General features: G+C 39.8%; 14 protein-coding genes. 6 read left to right on the forward strand and 8 right to left on the reverse strand.

The window, feature by feature from the left end; genetic code table 11:
• Positions 1 to 38 precede the first annotated feature (38 nt).
• From ACYVM0_RS19505 to ACYVM0_RS19515, 3 genes are read left to right on the forward strand one after another with little or no spacing between them, the layout of a single operon-like run.
• On the forward strand, positions 39 to 1,277 hold the full coding sequence (locus ACYVM0_RS19505) for an OmpA family protein (protein ID WP_460559773.1): 1,239 nt from the start codon (positions 39 to 41) through the stop codon (positions 1,275 to 1,277).
• A 10-nt stretch (positions 1,278 to 1,287) separates the two neighbouring features.
• The gene (locus tag ACYVM0_RS19510; protein WP_460559775.1) at positions 1,288 to 2,673 is read left to right on the forward strand and encodes a leucine-rich repeat domain-containing protein; all 1,386 of its coding nucleotides are present in this window, start codon (positions 1,288 to 1,290) and stop codon (positions 2,671 to 2,673) included.
• Complete coding sequence (locus tag ACYVM0_RS19515; protein ID WP_460559777.1) at positions 2,660 to 3,316, forward strand: CPBP family intramembrane glutamic endopeptidase; 657 nt, start codon at positions 2,660 to 2,662, stop codon at positions 3,314 to 3,316. The genes ACYVM0_RS19510 and ACYVM0_RS19515 overlap by 14 nt, the downstream gene beginning before the upstream one ends.
• Positions 3,317 to 3,337: 21 nt before the next feature.
• On the opposite strand, the gene ACYVM0_RS19520 is transcribed toward ACYVM0_RS19515, so the two are convergent.
• Both ACYVM0_RS19520 and ACYVM0_RS19525 read right to left on the reverse strand, forming a co-directional pair.
• The gene (locus ACYVM0_RS19520; RefSeq protein ID WP_460559779.1) at positions 3,338 to 4,927 is read right to left on the reverse strand and encodes a M1 family metallopeptidase; all 1,590 of its coding nucleotides are present in this window, start codon (positions 4,925 to 4,927) and stop codon (positions 3,338 to 3,340) included.
• A gap of 140 nt (positions 4,928 to 5,067) precedes the next feature.
• Positions 5,068 to 5,943, reverse strand: a complete 876-nt coding sequence (locus ACYVM0_RS19525; RefSeq protein ID WP_460559781.1) for an OmpA/MotB family protein — start codon at positions 5,941 to 5,943, stop codon at positions 5,068 to 5,070.
• 228 nt (positions 5,944 to 6,171) lie between these two features.
• Here ACYVM0_RS19525 and ACYVM0_RS19530 point away from each other — a divergent pair, with 228 nt between their 5' ends.
• On the forward strand, positions 6,172 to 6,570 hold the full coding sequence (locus ACYVM0_RS19530; protein ID WP_460559783.1) for an Hsp20/alpha crystallin family protein: 399 nt from the start codon (positions 6,172 to 6,174) through the stop codon (positions 6,568 to 6,570).
• 55 nt (positions 6,571 to 6,625) lie between these two features.
• On the opposite strand, the gene ACYVM0_RS19535 is transcribed toward ACYVM0_RS19530, so the two are convergent.
• From ACYVM0_RS19535 to ACYVM0_RS19560, 6 genes are all read right to left on the reverse strand, one after another.
• Complete coding sequence (locus ACYVM0_RS19535; RefSeq protein WP_460559785.1) at positions 6,626 to 7,027, reverse strand: DUF3037 domain-containing protein; 402 nt, start codon at positions 7,025 to 7,027, stop codon at positions 6,626 to 6,628.
• Positions 7,005 to 7,799, reverse strand: coding sequence for a HipA family kinase (locus tag ACYVM0_RS19540; protein ID WP_460559787.1), 795 nt, complete (start codon positions 7,797 to 7,799; stop codon positions 7,005 to 7,007). Before ACYVM0_RS19540 ends, ACYVM0_RS19535 begins: the two co-directional genes overlap by 23 nt.
• Positions 7,800 to 7,853: 54 nt before the next feature.
• Positions 7,854 to 10,526, reverse strand: a complete 2,673-nt coding sequence (locus ACYVM0_RS19545; RefSeq protein ID WP_460559789.1) for a glucosidase family protein — start codon at positions 10,524 to 10,526, stop codon at positions 7,854 to 7,856.
• A 350-nt stretch (positions 10,527 to 10,876) separates the two neighbouring features.
• Complete coding sequence (locus ACYVM0_RS19550; protein WP_460559791.1) at positions 10,877 to 11,989, reverse strand: AI-2E family transporter; 1,113 nt, start codon at positions 11,987 to 11,989, stop codon at positions 10,877 to 10,879.
• A gap of 191 nt (positions 11,990 to 12,180) precedes the next feature.
• Positions 12,181 to 13,992 carry a glycoside hydrolase family 35 protein gene (locus ACYVM0_RS19555; protein ID WP_460559793.1) on the reverse strand — a complete coding sequence of 604 codons (1,812 nt, stop codon included), beginning with the start codon at positions 13,990 to 13,992 and terminating at the stop codon, positions 12,181 to 12,183.
• A gap of 10 nt (positions 13,993 to 14,002) precedes the next feature.
• Positions 14,003 to 14,356, reverse strand: coding sequence for a cupin domain-containing protein (locus ACYVM0_RS19560; protein ID WP_460559795.1), 354 nt, complete (start codon positions 14,354 to 14,356; stop codon positions 14,003 to 14,005).
• Positions 14,357 to 14,460: 104 nt separating this feature from the next.
• Between ACYVM0_RS19560 and ACYVM0_RS19565 the strand changes: the two genes are divergently transcribed.
• Both ACYVM0_RS19565 and ACYVM0_RS19570 read left to right on the forward strand, forming a co-directional pair.
• Positions 14,461 to 14,841, forward strand: coding sequence for a hypothetical protein (locus tag ACYVM0_RS19565; protein WP_460559797.1), 381 nt, complete (start codon positions 14,461 to 14,463; stop codon positions 14,839 to 14,841).
• 85 nt (positions 14,842 to 14,926) lie between these two features.
• Entirely contained in the window at positions 14,927 to 15,262 is a 336-nt protein-coding gene (locus tag ACYVM0_RS19570; RefSeq protein ID WP_460559799.1) for a hypothetical protein, read from the forward strand.
• Positions 15,263 to 15,289: the final 27 nt, after the last annotated feature.

Below are 15,289 nucleotides of genomic sequence, written 5' to 3' on the forward strand. Positions count from 1 at the left end.
ATAGCACACTTCAGTTTTTATTGTAAAACATCTTTATTATGAAAATAAAATACGTGGTTGTTTTTGTATTGTTGGCTGGTAGTACAGAAATAAATGCCCAGATACTGAATCCCAAAAAAATACTGGAAAAAAAAGTGGTCAATAAAACCAACCAGGTAATTAATAAAAAAGCCGACCAGGTGGTGGACAGCATATTTGACAGCAGGAACAACCCTGCTGCCCGCAATAATTCAAAAACCGATACTGGTACCAATGCTGTTTCAAACAATCAACCACCGCTGCAATCCTATTCCAAATATGATTTTGTGCCCGGCGAGAAAGTCATTTTTTACGATGATTTCAGCCAGGATGCCATCGGCGATTTCCCCGCATTGTGGACAGCCAATGCACCGGGTGAGATCAATACATTAAATATTGCACCGGGTAACTGGTTCAACCTTAATAGCAGTGATGGCAATTATTTCTATTTGAAAAATGTGGCCTTCCCAAAAAATTTCATCATTGAATTTGATATCGTTCCTAAAAAAACAGGGGGGCGTATTGCAGCAGGGTTAATATTATACAATGAAATTAAACCTGTGGAAATGGACAACAGCCCTCACCCGGGAAACTGCGGTATCATCATCTCCATTGAAAAATCAGGATGGAATACTTCAGGATATAAAACAGGCGAAAACACGATGATCACAGGCAACTCAACAGTTAATGTTGTGGAACAGGAAAAAGTAAATCATGTTATTCTCTGGGTACAAAACCGCAGGCTGAGGATCTACCATAAAACTGCAAAAGTGCTGGATATGCCAACCAATATTTATGATGGCACCACATTCAATCGCTTTTGTTTCAGGTTATCAAGAGGTGCTTCCTGTGGTTCCTATATTTCCAATTTCAGAATTACAGATGCATCGCCTGATATGAGAAGTAAATTAATTACCGAAGGTAAACTGGTGAGCTATGGAATTTATTTTGATGTAAACTCAGATAAGGTAAAACCGGAATCTTATGGTTCCCTTAAAGCTATTGCAGATGTGCTTACCGAAAATGCAGGGGTAAAAATCAATATCGTTGGCCATACCGATGCTGATGGTAATGACCTGTTCAATCTCGATCTGTCTAAGCGCCGTGCTGCTGCGGTAAAAAATGCATTGGTAACTTCTTTTGGTATTGAGGCAGCCCGTATAGAAACTGATGGTAAAGGAGAAACACAACCTGTAGCGCCCAATGATAATGGCACCAATAAAGCATTGAACCGCAGGGTGGAATTTATTAAGCTGTAAAATAACAGTAATGAACAGACGTAATTATGCAGAAAACAAGCGTATAAACAGGTGGGCCTGGCTGGCTGTTGTAATACTGGTATTGGTTGCAGCAATTGCTTTGATACTGTACCGGTTTAAAGATGAAAAACGTTTTGCAGTAGTAAAATTATATGGTAAAGGGCTGGCTTTCAACCTGTCGAAGAATTATAAGCTCACTGCCTTTACATCAGATACCGCCGTTAAGGGTGCACTGCTTACAGAAGAAGGCGATCTGCTGGGCATCAATAATACCTTCATTCATCTCACGAGCACCAGCGAAGATTCGATGCAGATAATTGACAATGATGACTCCCTTGTTTTTGTAAACGGAAAAGTAAACAGCATTGTAATATCCGCTAAGGAAGATCTTTTACCATGGTTTCGTAACATGAATGCGGTAACAATAAATCATTTACAAAGTATTCGTTTTAACGGGAAAATACCTGGTAGTTATATCCCTTTTTTAAAAGAGATAGCCAGGTTAAAACCCAATACTGCCCTAGTTTTTGAACAAACAGATTCGGTAGATATATTGAATGAATATGTACTGCAGGCCGATTTTTTCTCCCCCCGCTTTATCAATGTAACTGTTACACAACATCAGTTTTCGCAATTGCCGCACTTTAAAAATGTTGAATGCCTTTACATGGATATTGCAGATTCTGTTGTAACCATACCACTTCCTGCAATGCCGGCATTAAAACAATGTATCATTTACGGTGACGAGCTTAAAAGTATCAGCCCAGATTTTTTTAAAAATAATGTACAGCTTGAAAAAATAACCCTGATGAAAAGCCTTGATGATTATGCCTTACTTCAGCCACTCGGTAAATTACAGGAGCTCTCTCTTAATAATGCAGAAAAGGATGCAGGTGTAGCAGTATCGCAAAACCAACTCAGTAACTTATCTGTACTCATCATCGCAGGTAACTATAACCATGTTGATGCATTAACCGGTTTAAAAAAATTACGCTGGCTCGGCCTTCCTGCAAATACTTCACAACAGCAGTTCAATACTATTGCAACACAATTAAAGGAACTGGAAGTTTTAGAATTACAGGGAAGTGATTCCATTACAAACCTTGGTGCATTACAGCAATTGCACAATCTTAAAGGCCTTGTAATTACAGATACCGTTACAGATAAGCAGGCACTTTATATGCTGAAAGAACTACGCTATCTCTCTGTACCCAATACCAGCAAAACAGATAGCATATACCTGCTGGCATTACAAAAAACTTTACCCGGCTGTATTGTTGTACCTAACAGTGGTGCCTGCCTGGGTTCGGGATGGCTGTTATTGTTAATTCCAATGGCAATTATACTTGTATTTGTACTTAACCAGCGGGTGATAAAGCATCATGAAACAACCTGAACAATATATACTATCATGGATAGCAACAAAAAAACTGCTTATCAATGCGTTGCTCTGCAGTATTGCCCTGGCGGTGTTTTCCTTTTTTATTAACTATGCATTTCCTGTAAAAGCCATTGCTTTTACAGCACTTTTATGGGCAGCATTTTTAGTAAGCAGAAATTTACACTACAATGTTATCTCGTCGGCAAAGTATTCTTTTGCCCCGCAATTAATTTTGTATTCCATCATCGGGTTACAAATGGGCATTGCCGGTGCTATGTATTACCGGAGCAGTTTTGGTATGCCGGTGCTTCCCGCCACAATAAAAATTTTTGCGTGGGTTGCAGTATGCATCGGCATAACAGAAGAATTAATATTCCGTGGTTTTATCCAGGGACAACTCAGCAAAATTAACCCCGGCTTTGCCATCATATTTGCTGCACTGGCACACGCAACTTATAAAGCATGCCTGTTTATTTCACCTGCAGCAAATTATCATTATTCTATCCTTTTATTTTATACCTGGTCGCTGGGCGCATTTATTTTAATTGGTGTTGTAAGATATTATTCCAAAAGCATTTTACCCGCCATACTGGTACATGCCGTATTCGACCTGTTGGTATATGCAGAAAACAACAATGCGCCATGGTGGGTATGGTAAAGCTGTTTTTAAAAGTGCTGTTTATTCTATAATAATTTTCTTCAGGTAATACATATCCGGATCTACCTGTGGCAATATATCACTACTGATGATGACCGGCTTTTTTGAAAGCGTCATTTTCTGTACCCCTTTTTCTGTAACTATATCGAGTGGTAATGGCATATCAATATTTTCAATGCTGATCTTATATTTATTCTGCCGCTGGGCAACAATATGCACTTCTAATTTTTGTGTGGTACGCAGGTACAAATCAAACAAAGGTTTTAAATTGGTATTGCCAGCTTTGCTGAATAATTGCTCTACATCATCTGTTGTTACTAAATTATCATAAGTGTATTGCACGTTGGTAGAAAGTTGTTTTAATGCAGGAAAAAAAATATCGTCGCCAATTACATAGCGTAAGGTATGCATGAAGAAAGCGCCTTTACTGTAGATGTCGCCAATGTATGCTGTTACTTCATCCAGGTCTTTGCCCTGTACCACAGGTTTTTGATTGGCAATACCAAAAGCTGACTGTTTAAAGCGATCGATATAGGCTTTTTCGCCACCCATTTCCCTTGTATACAATGCATCGCCATAACTGCAAATGCCTTCCTGTATCCAGTAATCGGCCCAGTCTTTTACGGTTACTTTATTGCCAAACCACTCGTGCCCGAATTCATGATTCATCAGCCAGTCATTATCAACGCCGCCAATAGTTTCGTATTTAAATTTATTACCGTACGCATTCATCGTCTGGTGTTCCATTCCTAAATGCGGCGTTTCCACGATGCCTATTTTTTCTTTTACCCAGGGATATTCCCCAAAATATTTTTCCCTCACTTTGGCAATCTGTTCCAGTATCTCCAGGTGATGCGCCGCTTTTGCTTCATCTGCCTTTAATACATAAAACTGCATAGGCACTTTATTTCCATTTACAGTAGTATACATTTTTGTTGCCACTGCATAATCACCTATATTAAAAACAAGGCTGTAATTATTGGTGGTGTATTTCGTTTTCCAGAAATAGGTGTCGGTACTTTTTTGATGGGTAACTTTTTGTAATAAACCAGGCGCTGCCACTACCAAACCCTTTGGTACGGTAATATTCATATCAGCTCCTTCATTAGGTTCATCGCTCGGGTGATTTTTACAAGGGAAAAATATCTGTCCGCCGGCAGCTTCTGCAGTTACTGCCACCCATGGATGGCCCAGCGTATCTTTTGTCCAGGTAAAACCATCTTCCCATGGCGGCCTCGTAGCAACATGGGGTTTACCTGCGTATAAAACCTTTACTGTTGTTTTACCTGCAGCAACCGGTGCAGCTGGTGTCACGGTGATCAATGCATTGGTATGTGTAAAAGGTGCTTCTTTTCCATTGACCCAAACTTTTTCCACCTTCATATCATTCAGCAGGTCAAAAAGCAATACCGGTGTGGATTGAGACAAAATAAAATCTATTACCGTATTGCCACTGATACTCTTTTTATCAATATCCACTGCAAGGTTGATGGTATAATGCCGCACATCCATAATGGCCTGCTCGGGTTTTAACTTACCACCAGAGGTAAGTTCCTGCGAATAACAGTTGCTGATAACGATGACGGATAGAAAAATAAATAGTGCTCTCATAAAAAATAGTTTCTTAAATGTAAGTATTTATTTTCAGTGATGTTATTCTTTAAGTAATTACAAAATAAAAAGAGGCGGACTCATGAATCTGAGCCCGCCTCTTTTTATTTTAAGCCGCAAGCCGGAGTTTGCGGTTACATTTATTTTTTAGGTTCCAGTAATTTAAAGAACTGGTCCAGTTGCGGCAGAATAACAATTCTCGTTCTGCGATTGGCAGCCCTGTTAGCTGCTGTAGTATTATCCGTCACCGGGTTGTATTCACCCCTTCCTGCGGCAGACATTTTTGCCGGGTCCAGCCCGTATTGTTTTTGCAGTATCCTTACTACTTCAGTAGCTCTCTTCACGCTCAGGTCCCAGTTATCAATCAACACAGCATTGGAGTAAGGAATATTATCCGTATGCCCCTCCACCATAAATTCAATATCGGGCTGATTTTTAAGTACAGCGGCAACTTTACCCAATACCTGTTTGGCCTGCGATGTTACTTCGTATTTGCCGCTTTTGAATAATAACTTATCTGAAATATCGATATACACCACACCTTTTTCTACTTTGATATTGATGTCATCATCCTGCAGGTTTCCAACAGCACCTTTAAGATTCATCACCAATGCCAGGTTCAATGAATCCTTTCTTGCCAATGAAGTCTGCAGATCCTGTATATAGGCGTCTTTAGTGCCGATATTCTCTAAAGATTTTTTTATATTCTCTGCCTGTGCAGAAGATACCACTGATAAATTCTGTAATTGATTTAACACAGTAGTGTTGTTTGCTTTAAGGAATTCGATTTGCTTGTCCAGGTCAGCAATACGTTTGGTCAGGTTTTCTTTATCAGATTCCAGGCCTGCTTTCTGGCGTTGCAATTCTGCTTTGGCATCATTGCAATTACTGTTGTCTGTTTGCAACTGTGTGATCTTTACTTCATAATCAGCTTGTGATTTTTTAAATTTTTTAGAACTAACGCAGGAAACAAGCAGTAGCACTGATGCAGTAACCGCCATAAAATATTTCTTCATCGTATAAGGTTTAAGAAGTGGAGAATTAAATAATTACCAGTTGTAAAATTAACTAAAAACACTGCACCCGAAAACTGGTATTTTGTTAAAGCCCGTCAATGTGATAAAATACACCAGCAGCTAAATAAGCACACAATTTATCCATGTCATTTTTACAGTATATTTTTCCCGGCATTATTTTTACGCTATGCTAGTGTAATTATTTTTTCACTAAAAAAAACAAAAAACATGCACTACAATCAGTCATGCGCCGCAAAAGGCAACGCACACGGAAATCACGGCAGGCCCGGATTTATCCGCTCTATGCAGAGGGCATCAGTAAACATTTACAAAACTGAAACCAGTTATGAATTACTGGTATTTGCACCCGGCAGAATTAAAGAACATTTTCATTTAGCGGTAAATGGAAATGAACTCACTGTTTCTTACACTCCGCCGGAAGGCTTCCCCCGTCCTGAATGGATATTGAGGGAATACAGCCGCGGCGGCTTTACAAGAACCTTTACCTTAAATGAAAGCATCAATACTGCTGCTATTACAGCAAAGTATGTGGATGGTGTTTTACAGGTAAGCCTTCCTGTTATTGCAGGTAAGGAAGAAATTAAAAAGGAAATTGTGATCAACTAAGCGTTGTATTAAAGCAAACGGGCTCCGATGGAGCCCGTTTTTTATTTTGTAAAAATTAATGATCGTTTGCAGGAGGTAATACCAGCTGTTGATGCAGCCTGGTTAAGGTTTCCGCAGGATTGCTGCATAAACCCGGATGTACTTTGGAAGTTTGTACAATCGTACTTCTTGTAGCGGTAAGCCAGCGAAAGCGTGAGGCTATATCTAATCTGGCAATTTCACCGGCATTTGTATCACCATTACTGATTTTTTCAAACACACAAAGGTGTTCGTGCAAAGCAGCCATATCTAAATAACCTGCAAAAGCACGTAATCTTTCTTCATCTACAGTAAACAGGGTTTGCAAAAATTGTAAGGATTTACAATACAATATCACTCCCACGTTCAGGAATTCTTCTCTTTCCACACGTGGCACAATGCGTATTACGGCATACTCAAATAAGTGATTGTCTTGCATGTTGTGCTTCTTTTACAAAAATAGCAGCTGATGCCATCCTTGTTATTAAAAACTGTGCATAAATGTTTCGCATTTCTTCGGCGCTTACATCAAATACATTTTCTGTCAGCCATGCTGCAGGAATTAATGTAACAATGGCATGAATTTTTTCAGGCGTCAACAAGATTTTAAAAGCAGTATCAACCGCTTCCAGCTCAGTTGCCAATGGCAATAATACATGATCTTTTATTTGTACAAAAGGCCGTTTTGCCTGCTCTTCCCAATTACCTCCACCATGGTGAAAATATAATGCGGCACCATGGTCGATCAGCCACAATTCTTTCTTCCACATCAGCATATTGGTATTCTTTGGCGTGCGGTCTACATTGGTTAGTAAAGCATCCATCCACACAATCTGCGAAGCCATTAATGTAGTGGGTGTATTGATAGCCGCATCAAAACTAATGGCACCGGCTAAATAATGTACTCCTAAATTCAGCCCTTCACTTTTACGCAATAATTCCTGTATCTCTTCATCAGGTTCTGTTCTGCCGAAGGCGCTGTCTAAGTTGGCAAATACAATTTCAGGGATCTTAAAACCCAATGCCCTTGCAATTTCTCCCCCGATCAGATCAGCGATCAAAGCTTTTACACCTTGCCCTGCTCCCCTGAATTTCAGTACATACAAAAACCCGTCATCTGCTTCGGCAATGGCAGGCAAAGAACCACCTTCACGCAATGGCATTACATAGCGGGTTACGTTTACGGTTCTTAAATCGTTTTGAGTGCCCATCTGTTGGTTTAAGCTACTTATTTTTAATTACTACCTGTTAATAATACACGAAAATTATCCTTCTTCTTCATCAGTATAAATTTCAGCTCCTGTTCCCGGTTTCCATTCTTCCTTAGGCACTTCTTTACCACCAATCAGATCTGCTACCAATGCAGTCCATCCGGTTTGATGGCTGGCACCTAAACCACTCCCGGTATCGCCATGAAAATATTCATAAAACAATACCAGGTCTTCATTACCGGGCTTGCTGTAAAACCAATTATAATCTCCATATAATTTTCTTTTTCCTTTTTCATCTTTAGCAAACAGGCTCACTACTTTTTTGGTTAGCAGGTCGGCAACATCTAACAGGTTCATCATTGTACCGGAGCCTGCCGGGCATTCCACCAATAAATGGTCGCCATAAAATTCGCCATATTTTCTGATAGCACGAATAATGAGGTAATTGATCGGCATCCACACCGGGCCACGCCAGTTACTGTTGCCACCAAAAAGATTGCTGGTGCTGTCTCCCGGGTCGTACTGGATAGTATAGTTAACCCCGTCAACAGTTACAGAATAAGGATTGGCTTCGTGGTATTTTGATAAGGCCCTGATGCCACCCTCTGATAAAAATTCTTCTTCGTGCAATAAACGTTGCAGTAAAAATATCAGGCGGTCTTTTTTTACTAATGATATCAGCACTTCTTCACCATCGCCACGTTCTTCATTGGGCCAGAAACGATTGTTCTTTTGCCGGTAATTTTCAAACCAGCCAATGCGTTTGGTAAAGTCCGGTACTTTGTCAAACAATTCTTTACTGATAGTACTTACGGCAAACAAACTCGTAAGCCCCACAATGCTTTGTATTTTCAATGGTAATGGGTCGACCCCCGTAACCACTAACGTATCATAAAAAAATTTGTCTTCGTCATTCCACATGGTATGACTGTTTAATGCTTCGGCAATCAATACAAAGTGTTCAAAAAATTTAGTGGCCGAATCTTCAAAAGCTATATCATGGCGGGAAATTTCCAATGCCATATCCATCATGTTCAGTGCATACATCCCCATCCAGCTGGTGCCATCGGCCTGTTCCAGTTGCATACCTTCGGTAAAATGATGGCTGCGGTTAAATACACCAATATTATCAAGGCCAAGAAAACCTCCTTCAAAAATGTTATTGCCGCTCTTATCTTTTCGGTTTATCCACCAGGTAAAATTGATGAGAAGTTTCTGAAACACTCTTTTTAAAAAGATCACGTCACCCTCACCGTAGGTTTCCTTTTCAATCCTGTAAATTTCCATGGCAGCCCATGCCTGCACCGGGGGATTTACATCACTAAAATTCCATTCGTAGGCTGGTAATTGCCCGTCGGGTTTCATGTACCATTCCCTCATGATCAGTTGCAACTGGTGTTTGGCAAAAACCACGTCCACCATCGCCAATGAAATACAATGAAAAGCAAGGTCCCACGCCGCATACCAGGGATACTCCCACTTATCGGGCATGGCTATTACGTCCTGGTTTTTCAAATGCTTCCAGTCATTGTTTCTGCCGTTTTGTTTACCGGTATTCACCGGTGTAATACCATCACTGCTGGTAAGCCAGCGTTCTACATCAAAATGATAAAATTGCTTACTCCATAGTAAACCTGCCAATGCCTTACGTTGTATATTTTTTAAATCAGCAGAAATATCATTGGGTAAAATAGCATTATAAAAATCATCTGCCTCTTCTTTTCTTACTTTAAAAATTTTTTCAAAGCCTAACGAAAAAGGTTTATCATCTGCCCTGTTGGTAAGCCTGCAATAAATAGTTTTTGTTTCTCCGCCTTTAATACTCAATTCATATACCGGGGAAAATTTAGTGCCTTCTTTTTTATTGCGGAGTTTTACTTTGTTGGTACCGCTGATAATCGCATCATGAAAGGCATCTTTAGTAAACGGTGTTTCATTGGCCGAGCCGTTTACTTTATTCATATTGGTTTCATTTTCGGTAAACAACCTGTCGGCAGGTGTTTGAAAATAAAAATAATAATTACCTAACCGGGGGTGGCTTACATTAACGGAATTTTTATCCCCGTAAGTGATCGATGGTTTTTTTTCATCGGGTGTAAATACCCATTTATTATAAAACCATAGTGTAGGCAATACTGTTACCGGCGCTTCCACAGTATTGCGGTTGGTAATATCTATTTTAATGTAAATATCTGTAGGGTTTTGTTTGGCGTACGTAACCTTTACATCAAAGTATTCGTCATTTTTAAAAATGCCGGTATCCAGTATTTCGTACTCCGGTTCCTGTTTGCTTCTGTAGCGGTTGGTATTTACCAGGTCGGCATAAGGAAATTCGTTTTGCGGATACTTATACAAATATTCCATGTAATAATGCGTGGGAATATTATCCTGGTAGTAGTATAACTCTTTTACATCTTCGCCATGGTTGCCATCGTAATTACCTACGCCAAACAGGCGCTCTTTTAAAATTTTATCCTTTCCATTCCATAATGCAATGGCAAAACAAAGATTTTGAAAATAGTCTGATATACCTGCTATACCGTCTTCGCCCCAACGGTAAGCCCTGTAGTGTGATTGATCGAAGGGAAGATAGCCCCATGCATCGCCATATAAGCCATAATCTTCACGTACGGTACCCCATTGCCTTTCGCTTAAGTAAGGACCCCACTGCTCCAGGGGCACTGGTTTTGCATTGTTAACTTTTAATCGCTGGTGTTCTGCTGTCATCTCAATTATTTAATAAAACAATTGCTGCCATGGTCATTCTTCTGCCAGGCAACATTTCATGACAAGCAATCGTTGAAAAAAACAGGTATAAAAGTAGACAATTTAAAAGAGTTATTCATCACCGTTTTGAAAATAATGCCGCAATCGTTTGCTGCAGGCGTGAGACGTGAGGCGTGAATCGTGAGGCGTGAATCGTCAATTGTGAATACTAACAGCTACCGGATTTACGGTTCACCATTCACGACTCTTCAGTTGCCAAAATTATAAGTGCAGGTATGTTTATTAGTGCAGGAGATAAAGATGCAATAGTAATGCGATATAAAGTAATTAAATCTTAAGGGCGGCTTATCCTATTTCTTTTTTGCCTTCAGCTTTTGTAAATGCCGTAGTATTCTTTTTTGAGGAATGTCCCCGCTATCATCGCTTAGTAAAATGGACCAGGGTTTTAGTGTATCGATCTGTGCAAAAATTACATTAAGAATGGCAATGGTAGGCAGTGCCAGGAATATGCCCGGCAGGCCAATTAGTGTTCCACCGATTACAACACCTATAATGGTCATCAGTGCATTCACCTTTACTTTAGAACCCACAATTTTTGTCATTAAAAAATTGGAATCTAAAAAATGAATGGTCTCCATACTTACTATGATCCAGAAAATACTATTCATACCAGATGAATTACCCATGGTAACCAGCACTGTAAAAACCAGGCCGGTAAAAAAACCGATGTAGGGAACAATATTAAGTACACCAGCCAATACGCCTAAAAAAACCGCATACTTAACACCGATTATTAACAGCACTATCGAGTTGGCAGTAGCTACAATCGCCATTTCAATGATGAGCCCGGTCATATATTTTTGAATGATCTGTTTGGATGCTATCATCACATGCTCCAGGCTTTCTTTATGCTCCGTTTTAAAAACAGCAAACAAAAACCTTTTTATCATTTGCTTATAACAAAGAATAAGAAAAGAATAAATGGCTACCAACACTACAATAAGTATGGTTTCTGATACGCCTAAAAAAGTTTTACTTATAAGTTGCCCTCCATTTTGTTTTACACCCAGGCTTGCATTTTCGATGATCACTTTTTGCTGGGCTGTTGTAATATGCAGCTTTTGTGCCACCCAGCTTTGTAAAGCATCCAGGTGCTCATTCAGGTGCTCCTTAATGGAGGGGATATCGTTAAAAAAACCCGCCATTTGAGAAGAAAGAAAATATACTATAGTAGCAATTAAAGCCAACGCAAATATTACTGCCGTAAAATTTGCCAGCGTTGCAGGAAAATATATTTTTTGCAACAACCTGGTAACGGGTAATAATAAAATAGATAATAAAACTGAAAAATAAATAGGCACTAATACACCATGGCCGATGTAAATAATAAAACCTATCAGCAAGATCATTAAAAGTTTATAACTGAGCCGCTGAGAATAGGATATTGTTCCGGGAGTATTCATTATAGGGAATGTTTAAATAAAATAATTGCCTGCCCTTATTCATATACCCTGCGGTATAAAAACAATGGAAGCACAACCCTATAAAATTAATGGCTTACAATAACGGACCTGTTACATGATTGTGTAATTAAGTTATATAATTCACAGGTTGGCGAAGTGATGACAATAGTAGCTGCTGCTTATATATTTTTTTATTCCATTTCAGTTTTCCCTTCTACCACTGCTGCCGTATTTTGCAACAGATCAAACACAATAATCTCGTTATTGCCTTTTTTAAGCCAACCCGCAGGGCAATACAATCTTTGTTGCGGCCCTACGTTCCAGTAACGGCCAAGGTTATGCCCGTTTACATAAACAATACCACGATTGTACCTGGTCATATCAAAATAAGTGTCCCCGGTTTCAGTTAATGTAAAGCTGCCTTTAAAAAACATACCATTATTAACTCCTTCAGGATACTCAGGTTTTAAACCGGCCACAAATTTTTCATCCATAGGCAATAAATAAGTTTGCCAGTCCATCAGCGTCATACCGTTAAGGGTTACCCTGTCGGTAATGCCTTTGCGATCGATCATGTACTGGGCAAAATTGATATGCCCCATACCTTCTACCAATATATCCAGCTGCGGATTTACGGCTGTTGTTTCAGGCAGCTTAATGGTCCACCTGCCACCATCCCGGTGAATGGTATCTATTAATTTTCCTTCTACAAAGATCAATGCAAAATCGTGTGGTTCTGTAATAGTAAGGTTGCCGCTTTTATGCCCGATCAATTTTGTGCGGTATAAGATGAGCCCCTGGTTTTGATCGTAATATTCCATAGGCCTTGGCTGCGGCGATGCAACAGGTGCCGGTAATGCTGCCCAGATACTGGTTAAAGGCGTTAATGTTATTGCCGGAATTGTTATTGTTTTGATGGCTGCAGGTACTTCGGGAATTTTATATTTTACATACTGGCCAATGAGCTTACGCAGCATATAATATTTTGGTGTGGCCTGCCCCTGTTCATTTATCGGCGCATCATAATCGTAACTGGTAATATCCGGCTGAAACTTCGTTGGGCCGAACGCATTGGCACCTGCAGTAAATCCAAAATTGGTACCCCCATGAATAACGTACAAATTAAACGACTTGCCATTTTTTAATAAATAGGTCACCTCATTTTTAAGATCCGTAGTATCGGGCCGCTGCCATTTTTCTTTCCAATGTGTTAACCAGCCGGGGTAAGTTTCTGAACTGAATACCGGCACATTGGGATTATGTTTTGCAGCCACTGCAAAATCTGCATCGCTGCCCCCCGAATCGAGGCCGATAGCAGCACCTTCTACGGTTCCGGCTTCAAGCATATAAGCTGTTGCACCGTCTGCAGTATAAAAAGGGCCGGTGATACCGTTTTGTTGCCAGAGTTTTTTTAAAGTATCCAGGTAGGTTTTATCATTGGCATAACTACCATACTCATTTTCTATTTGTGTAAGTATAACCGGGCCGCCATTGGTACATAGCAAGGGTTTTATTTCCTTACTGATATGTTTTACATAACGGGTAAGGGCGGCAATATAACGGCTATCCATACACCTTATTTTAATATCAGGAATTTTTAAAAGATAGGTGGGTAATCCACCCCAGTCCCACTCTGCACATACATAAGGCCCGGGCCTTACAATCACCCACATACCTTCCTGCTGGCAGATACGCATAAATTCGGCTATATTTCTATTACCGGTTTTAAAATCAAATACGCCTTCTTTTATTTCATGATAATTCCAGAAAAAATAAGCGGCAATAGTATTACACCCCATGGCCTTTGCCATTTGAATGCGCTGGCGCCAGTATTGCGCCGGTATCCTGGCCGGGTGCATTTCGCCACTGATCACCTGGAATGGTTTTCCATCTAATATAAACTGCGTTTTATCAAACGCAAACACATGTTTTTGCTGCGCCTGTAATTGCAGGCATAAAAACAAAATAATACTACCGGTAATAATTTTTCTGCAATAAGGCATGTATATAGTTTTATAAAGTGGTATCATTTACAAAATCTTCCCTGTACGGACTGAATGCATCAATCAGCATTCCTGCCTGCAGGCACAGGCAGCCGTGCATTACATTGGCGGGCATAAAACAGCCATCACCGGCATTGATTATTTTTTTCTCCTGCCCAATAGTAAACTCAAAACTGCCGCTGGCAACAAAAGTGCTTTGCGCATGCACATGCGAATGCATGGCACCTGTTGCGCCCGTTTCAAACTTTACTTTTACCAGCATTAATGTTTCATCGTAGCCAAAGATCTGGCGCTGCACGCCATTGCCTAAATCTTCCCAGCCGGTTTCAGCTTCCGTTAAAAAAATTCTACCTGCATTTGTCATCTTTTATTTTTCTTTTGATAAACTTACATCACAAATATCAATTTTATAACAGCGGTAAACAATTAACTGTACAAAATAGTAACTTGCGCTTAAATAATGCTTTCATGAAACAAACCTCGCTATTCCTCATCGGGCTGTTATGCTCCATTGCATCTTTTGCTCAAACAGAAATAAAATTAGAAGACATCAGTAAACATGTTGGCGATTCGGTAAAAGTGTGCGGAAAAATTTATGGCGGTATTTTTTTAGAAAGAGTAAAAGACACACCTACATTTTTAAATGTGGGAGGTACTTATCCCAATAACCCGCTTACTGTGGTTATCTGGGCCGATGTAAGAAAAACATTTGAAGAAAAACCTGAAGAATTTTATAAAGACAAAGCTGTTTGCATTTTCGGCAAAGTGAGTTTGTATAAAGACAAACCCCAGATTGTACTCTACAATAAAAACCAATTGGTAATAAGCCCGATGGTGGGGGGCCAATAACACTAAAAAATCAATTTCTTTTATCCACCTTCGGCATTTTAACATTTTTTGGTAAAGTAATTGAAATACTCTTCCAAAAAAACCGATGCCTGTAAAACACCTGGCTGTATCGTGTATTGCCGCAAGCCTGCTATTATGGAGTTGCAGCAGAAAACATGTACCACAACAAAATGAGGCAGTTGCCACTACTAAAACAAACAGCGCAGTTACCACCTCTGCTGCTGCCAGGCCGGCAATAAAAAAAACTCCGGCAGCAGTACCCAAAGTAATTGTAGTAAATGATAATGCAGCCACCAAGAGTTTTGATGGCAGGTTATACTACGACCTGAACGGGCGCAGGTACTGGCGCAATTACAATGATGGTAAATACTACCTGTTCAATAAATCCATGTATTCGGATAGTGCTTTTAAACCACATTAAATAAAAGCTTTACACTGCCACCAATTT

The organism is Ferruginibacter profundus (genome assembly GCF_054783275.1).

What these genes read in the sequence shown, in the direction of transcription:
- ACYVM0_RS19560 (WP_460559795.1), bottom strand. Translation starts at nt 14,356, where the DNA reads ATGACAAATGCAGGTAGAATTTTTTTAACGGAAGCTGAAACCGGCTGG.
- ACYVM0_RS19515 (WP_460559777.1), top strand. Translation starts at nt 2,660, where the DNA reads ATGAAACAACCTGAACAATATATACTATCATGGATAGCAACAAAAAAA.
- ACYVM0_RS19550 (WP_460559791.1), bottom strand. Translation starts at nt 11,989, where the DNA reads ATGAATACTCCCGGAACAATATCCTATTCTCAGCGGCTCAGTTATAAA.
- ACYVM0_RS19545 (WP_460559789.1), bottom strand. Translation starts at nt 10,526, where the DNA reads ATGACAGCAGAACACCAGCGATTAAAAGTTAACAATGCAAAACCAGTG.
- ACYVM0_RS19535 (WP_460559785.1), bottom strand. Translation starts at nt 7,027, where the DNA reads ATGCAAGACAATCACTTATTTGAGTATGCCGTAATACGCATTGTGCCA.
- ACYVM0_RS19540 (WP_460559787.1), bottom strand. Translation starts at nt 7,799, where the DNA reads ATGGGCACTCAAAACGATTTAAGAACCGTAAACGTAACCCGCTATGTA.
- ACYVM0_RS19570 (WP_460559799.1), top strand. Translation starts at nt 14,927, where the DNA reads ATGCCTGTAAAACACCTGGCTGTATCGTGTATTGCCGCAAGCCTGCTA.
- ACYVM0_RS19565 (WP_460559797.1), top strand. Translation starts at nt 14,461, where the DNA reads ATGAAACAAACCTCGCTATTCCTCATCGGGCTGTTATGCTCCATTGCA.
- ACYVM0_RS19505 (WP_460559773.1), top strand. Translation starts at nt 39, where the DNA reads ATGAAAATAAAATACGTGGTTGTTTTTGTATTGTTGGCTGGTAGTACA.
- ACYVM0_RS19525 (WP_460559781.1), bottom strand. Translation starts at nt 5,943, where the DNA reads ATGAAGAAATATTTTATGGCGGTTACTGCATCAGTGCTACTGCTTGTT.
- ACYVM0_RS19510 (WP_460559775.1), top strand. Translation starts at nt 1,288, where the DNA reads ATGAACAGACGTAATTATGCAGAAAACAAGCGTATAAACAGGTGGGCC.
- ACYVM0_RS19520 (WP_460559779.1), bottom strand. Translation starts at nt 4,927, where the DNA reads ATGAGAGCACTATTTATTTTTCTATCCGTCATCGTTATCAGCAACTGT.
- ACYVM0_RS19555 (WP_460559793.1), bottom strand. Translation starts at nt 13,992, where the DNA reads ATGCCTTATTGCAGAAAAATTATTACCGGTAGTATTATTTTGTTTTTA.
- ACYVM0_RS19530 (WP_460559783.1), top strand. Translation starts at nt 6,172, where the DNA reads ATGCACTACAATCAGTCATGCGCCGCAAAAGGCAACGCACACGGAAAT.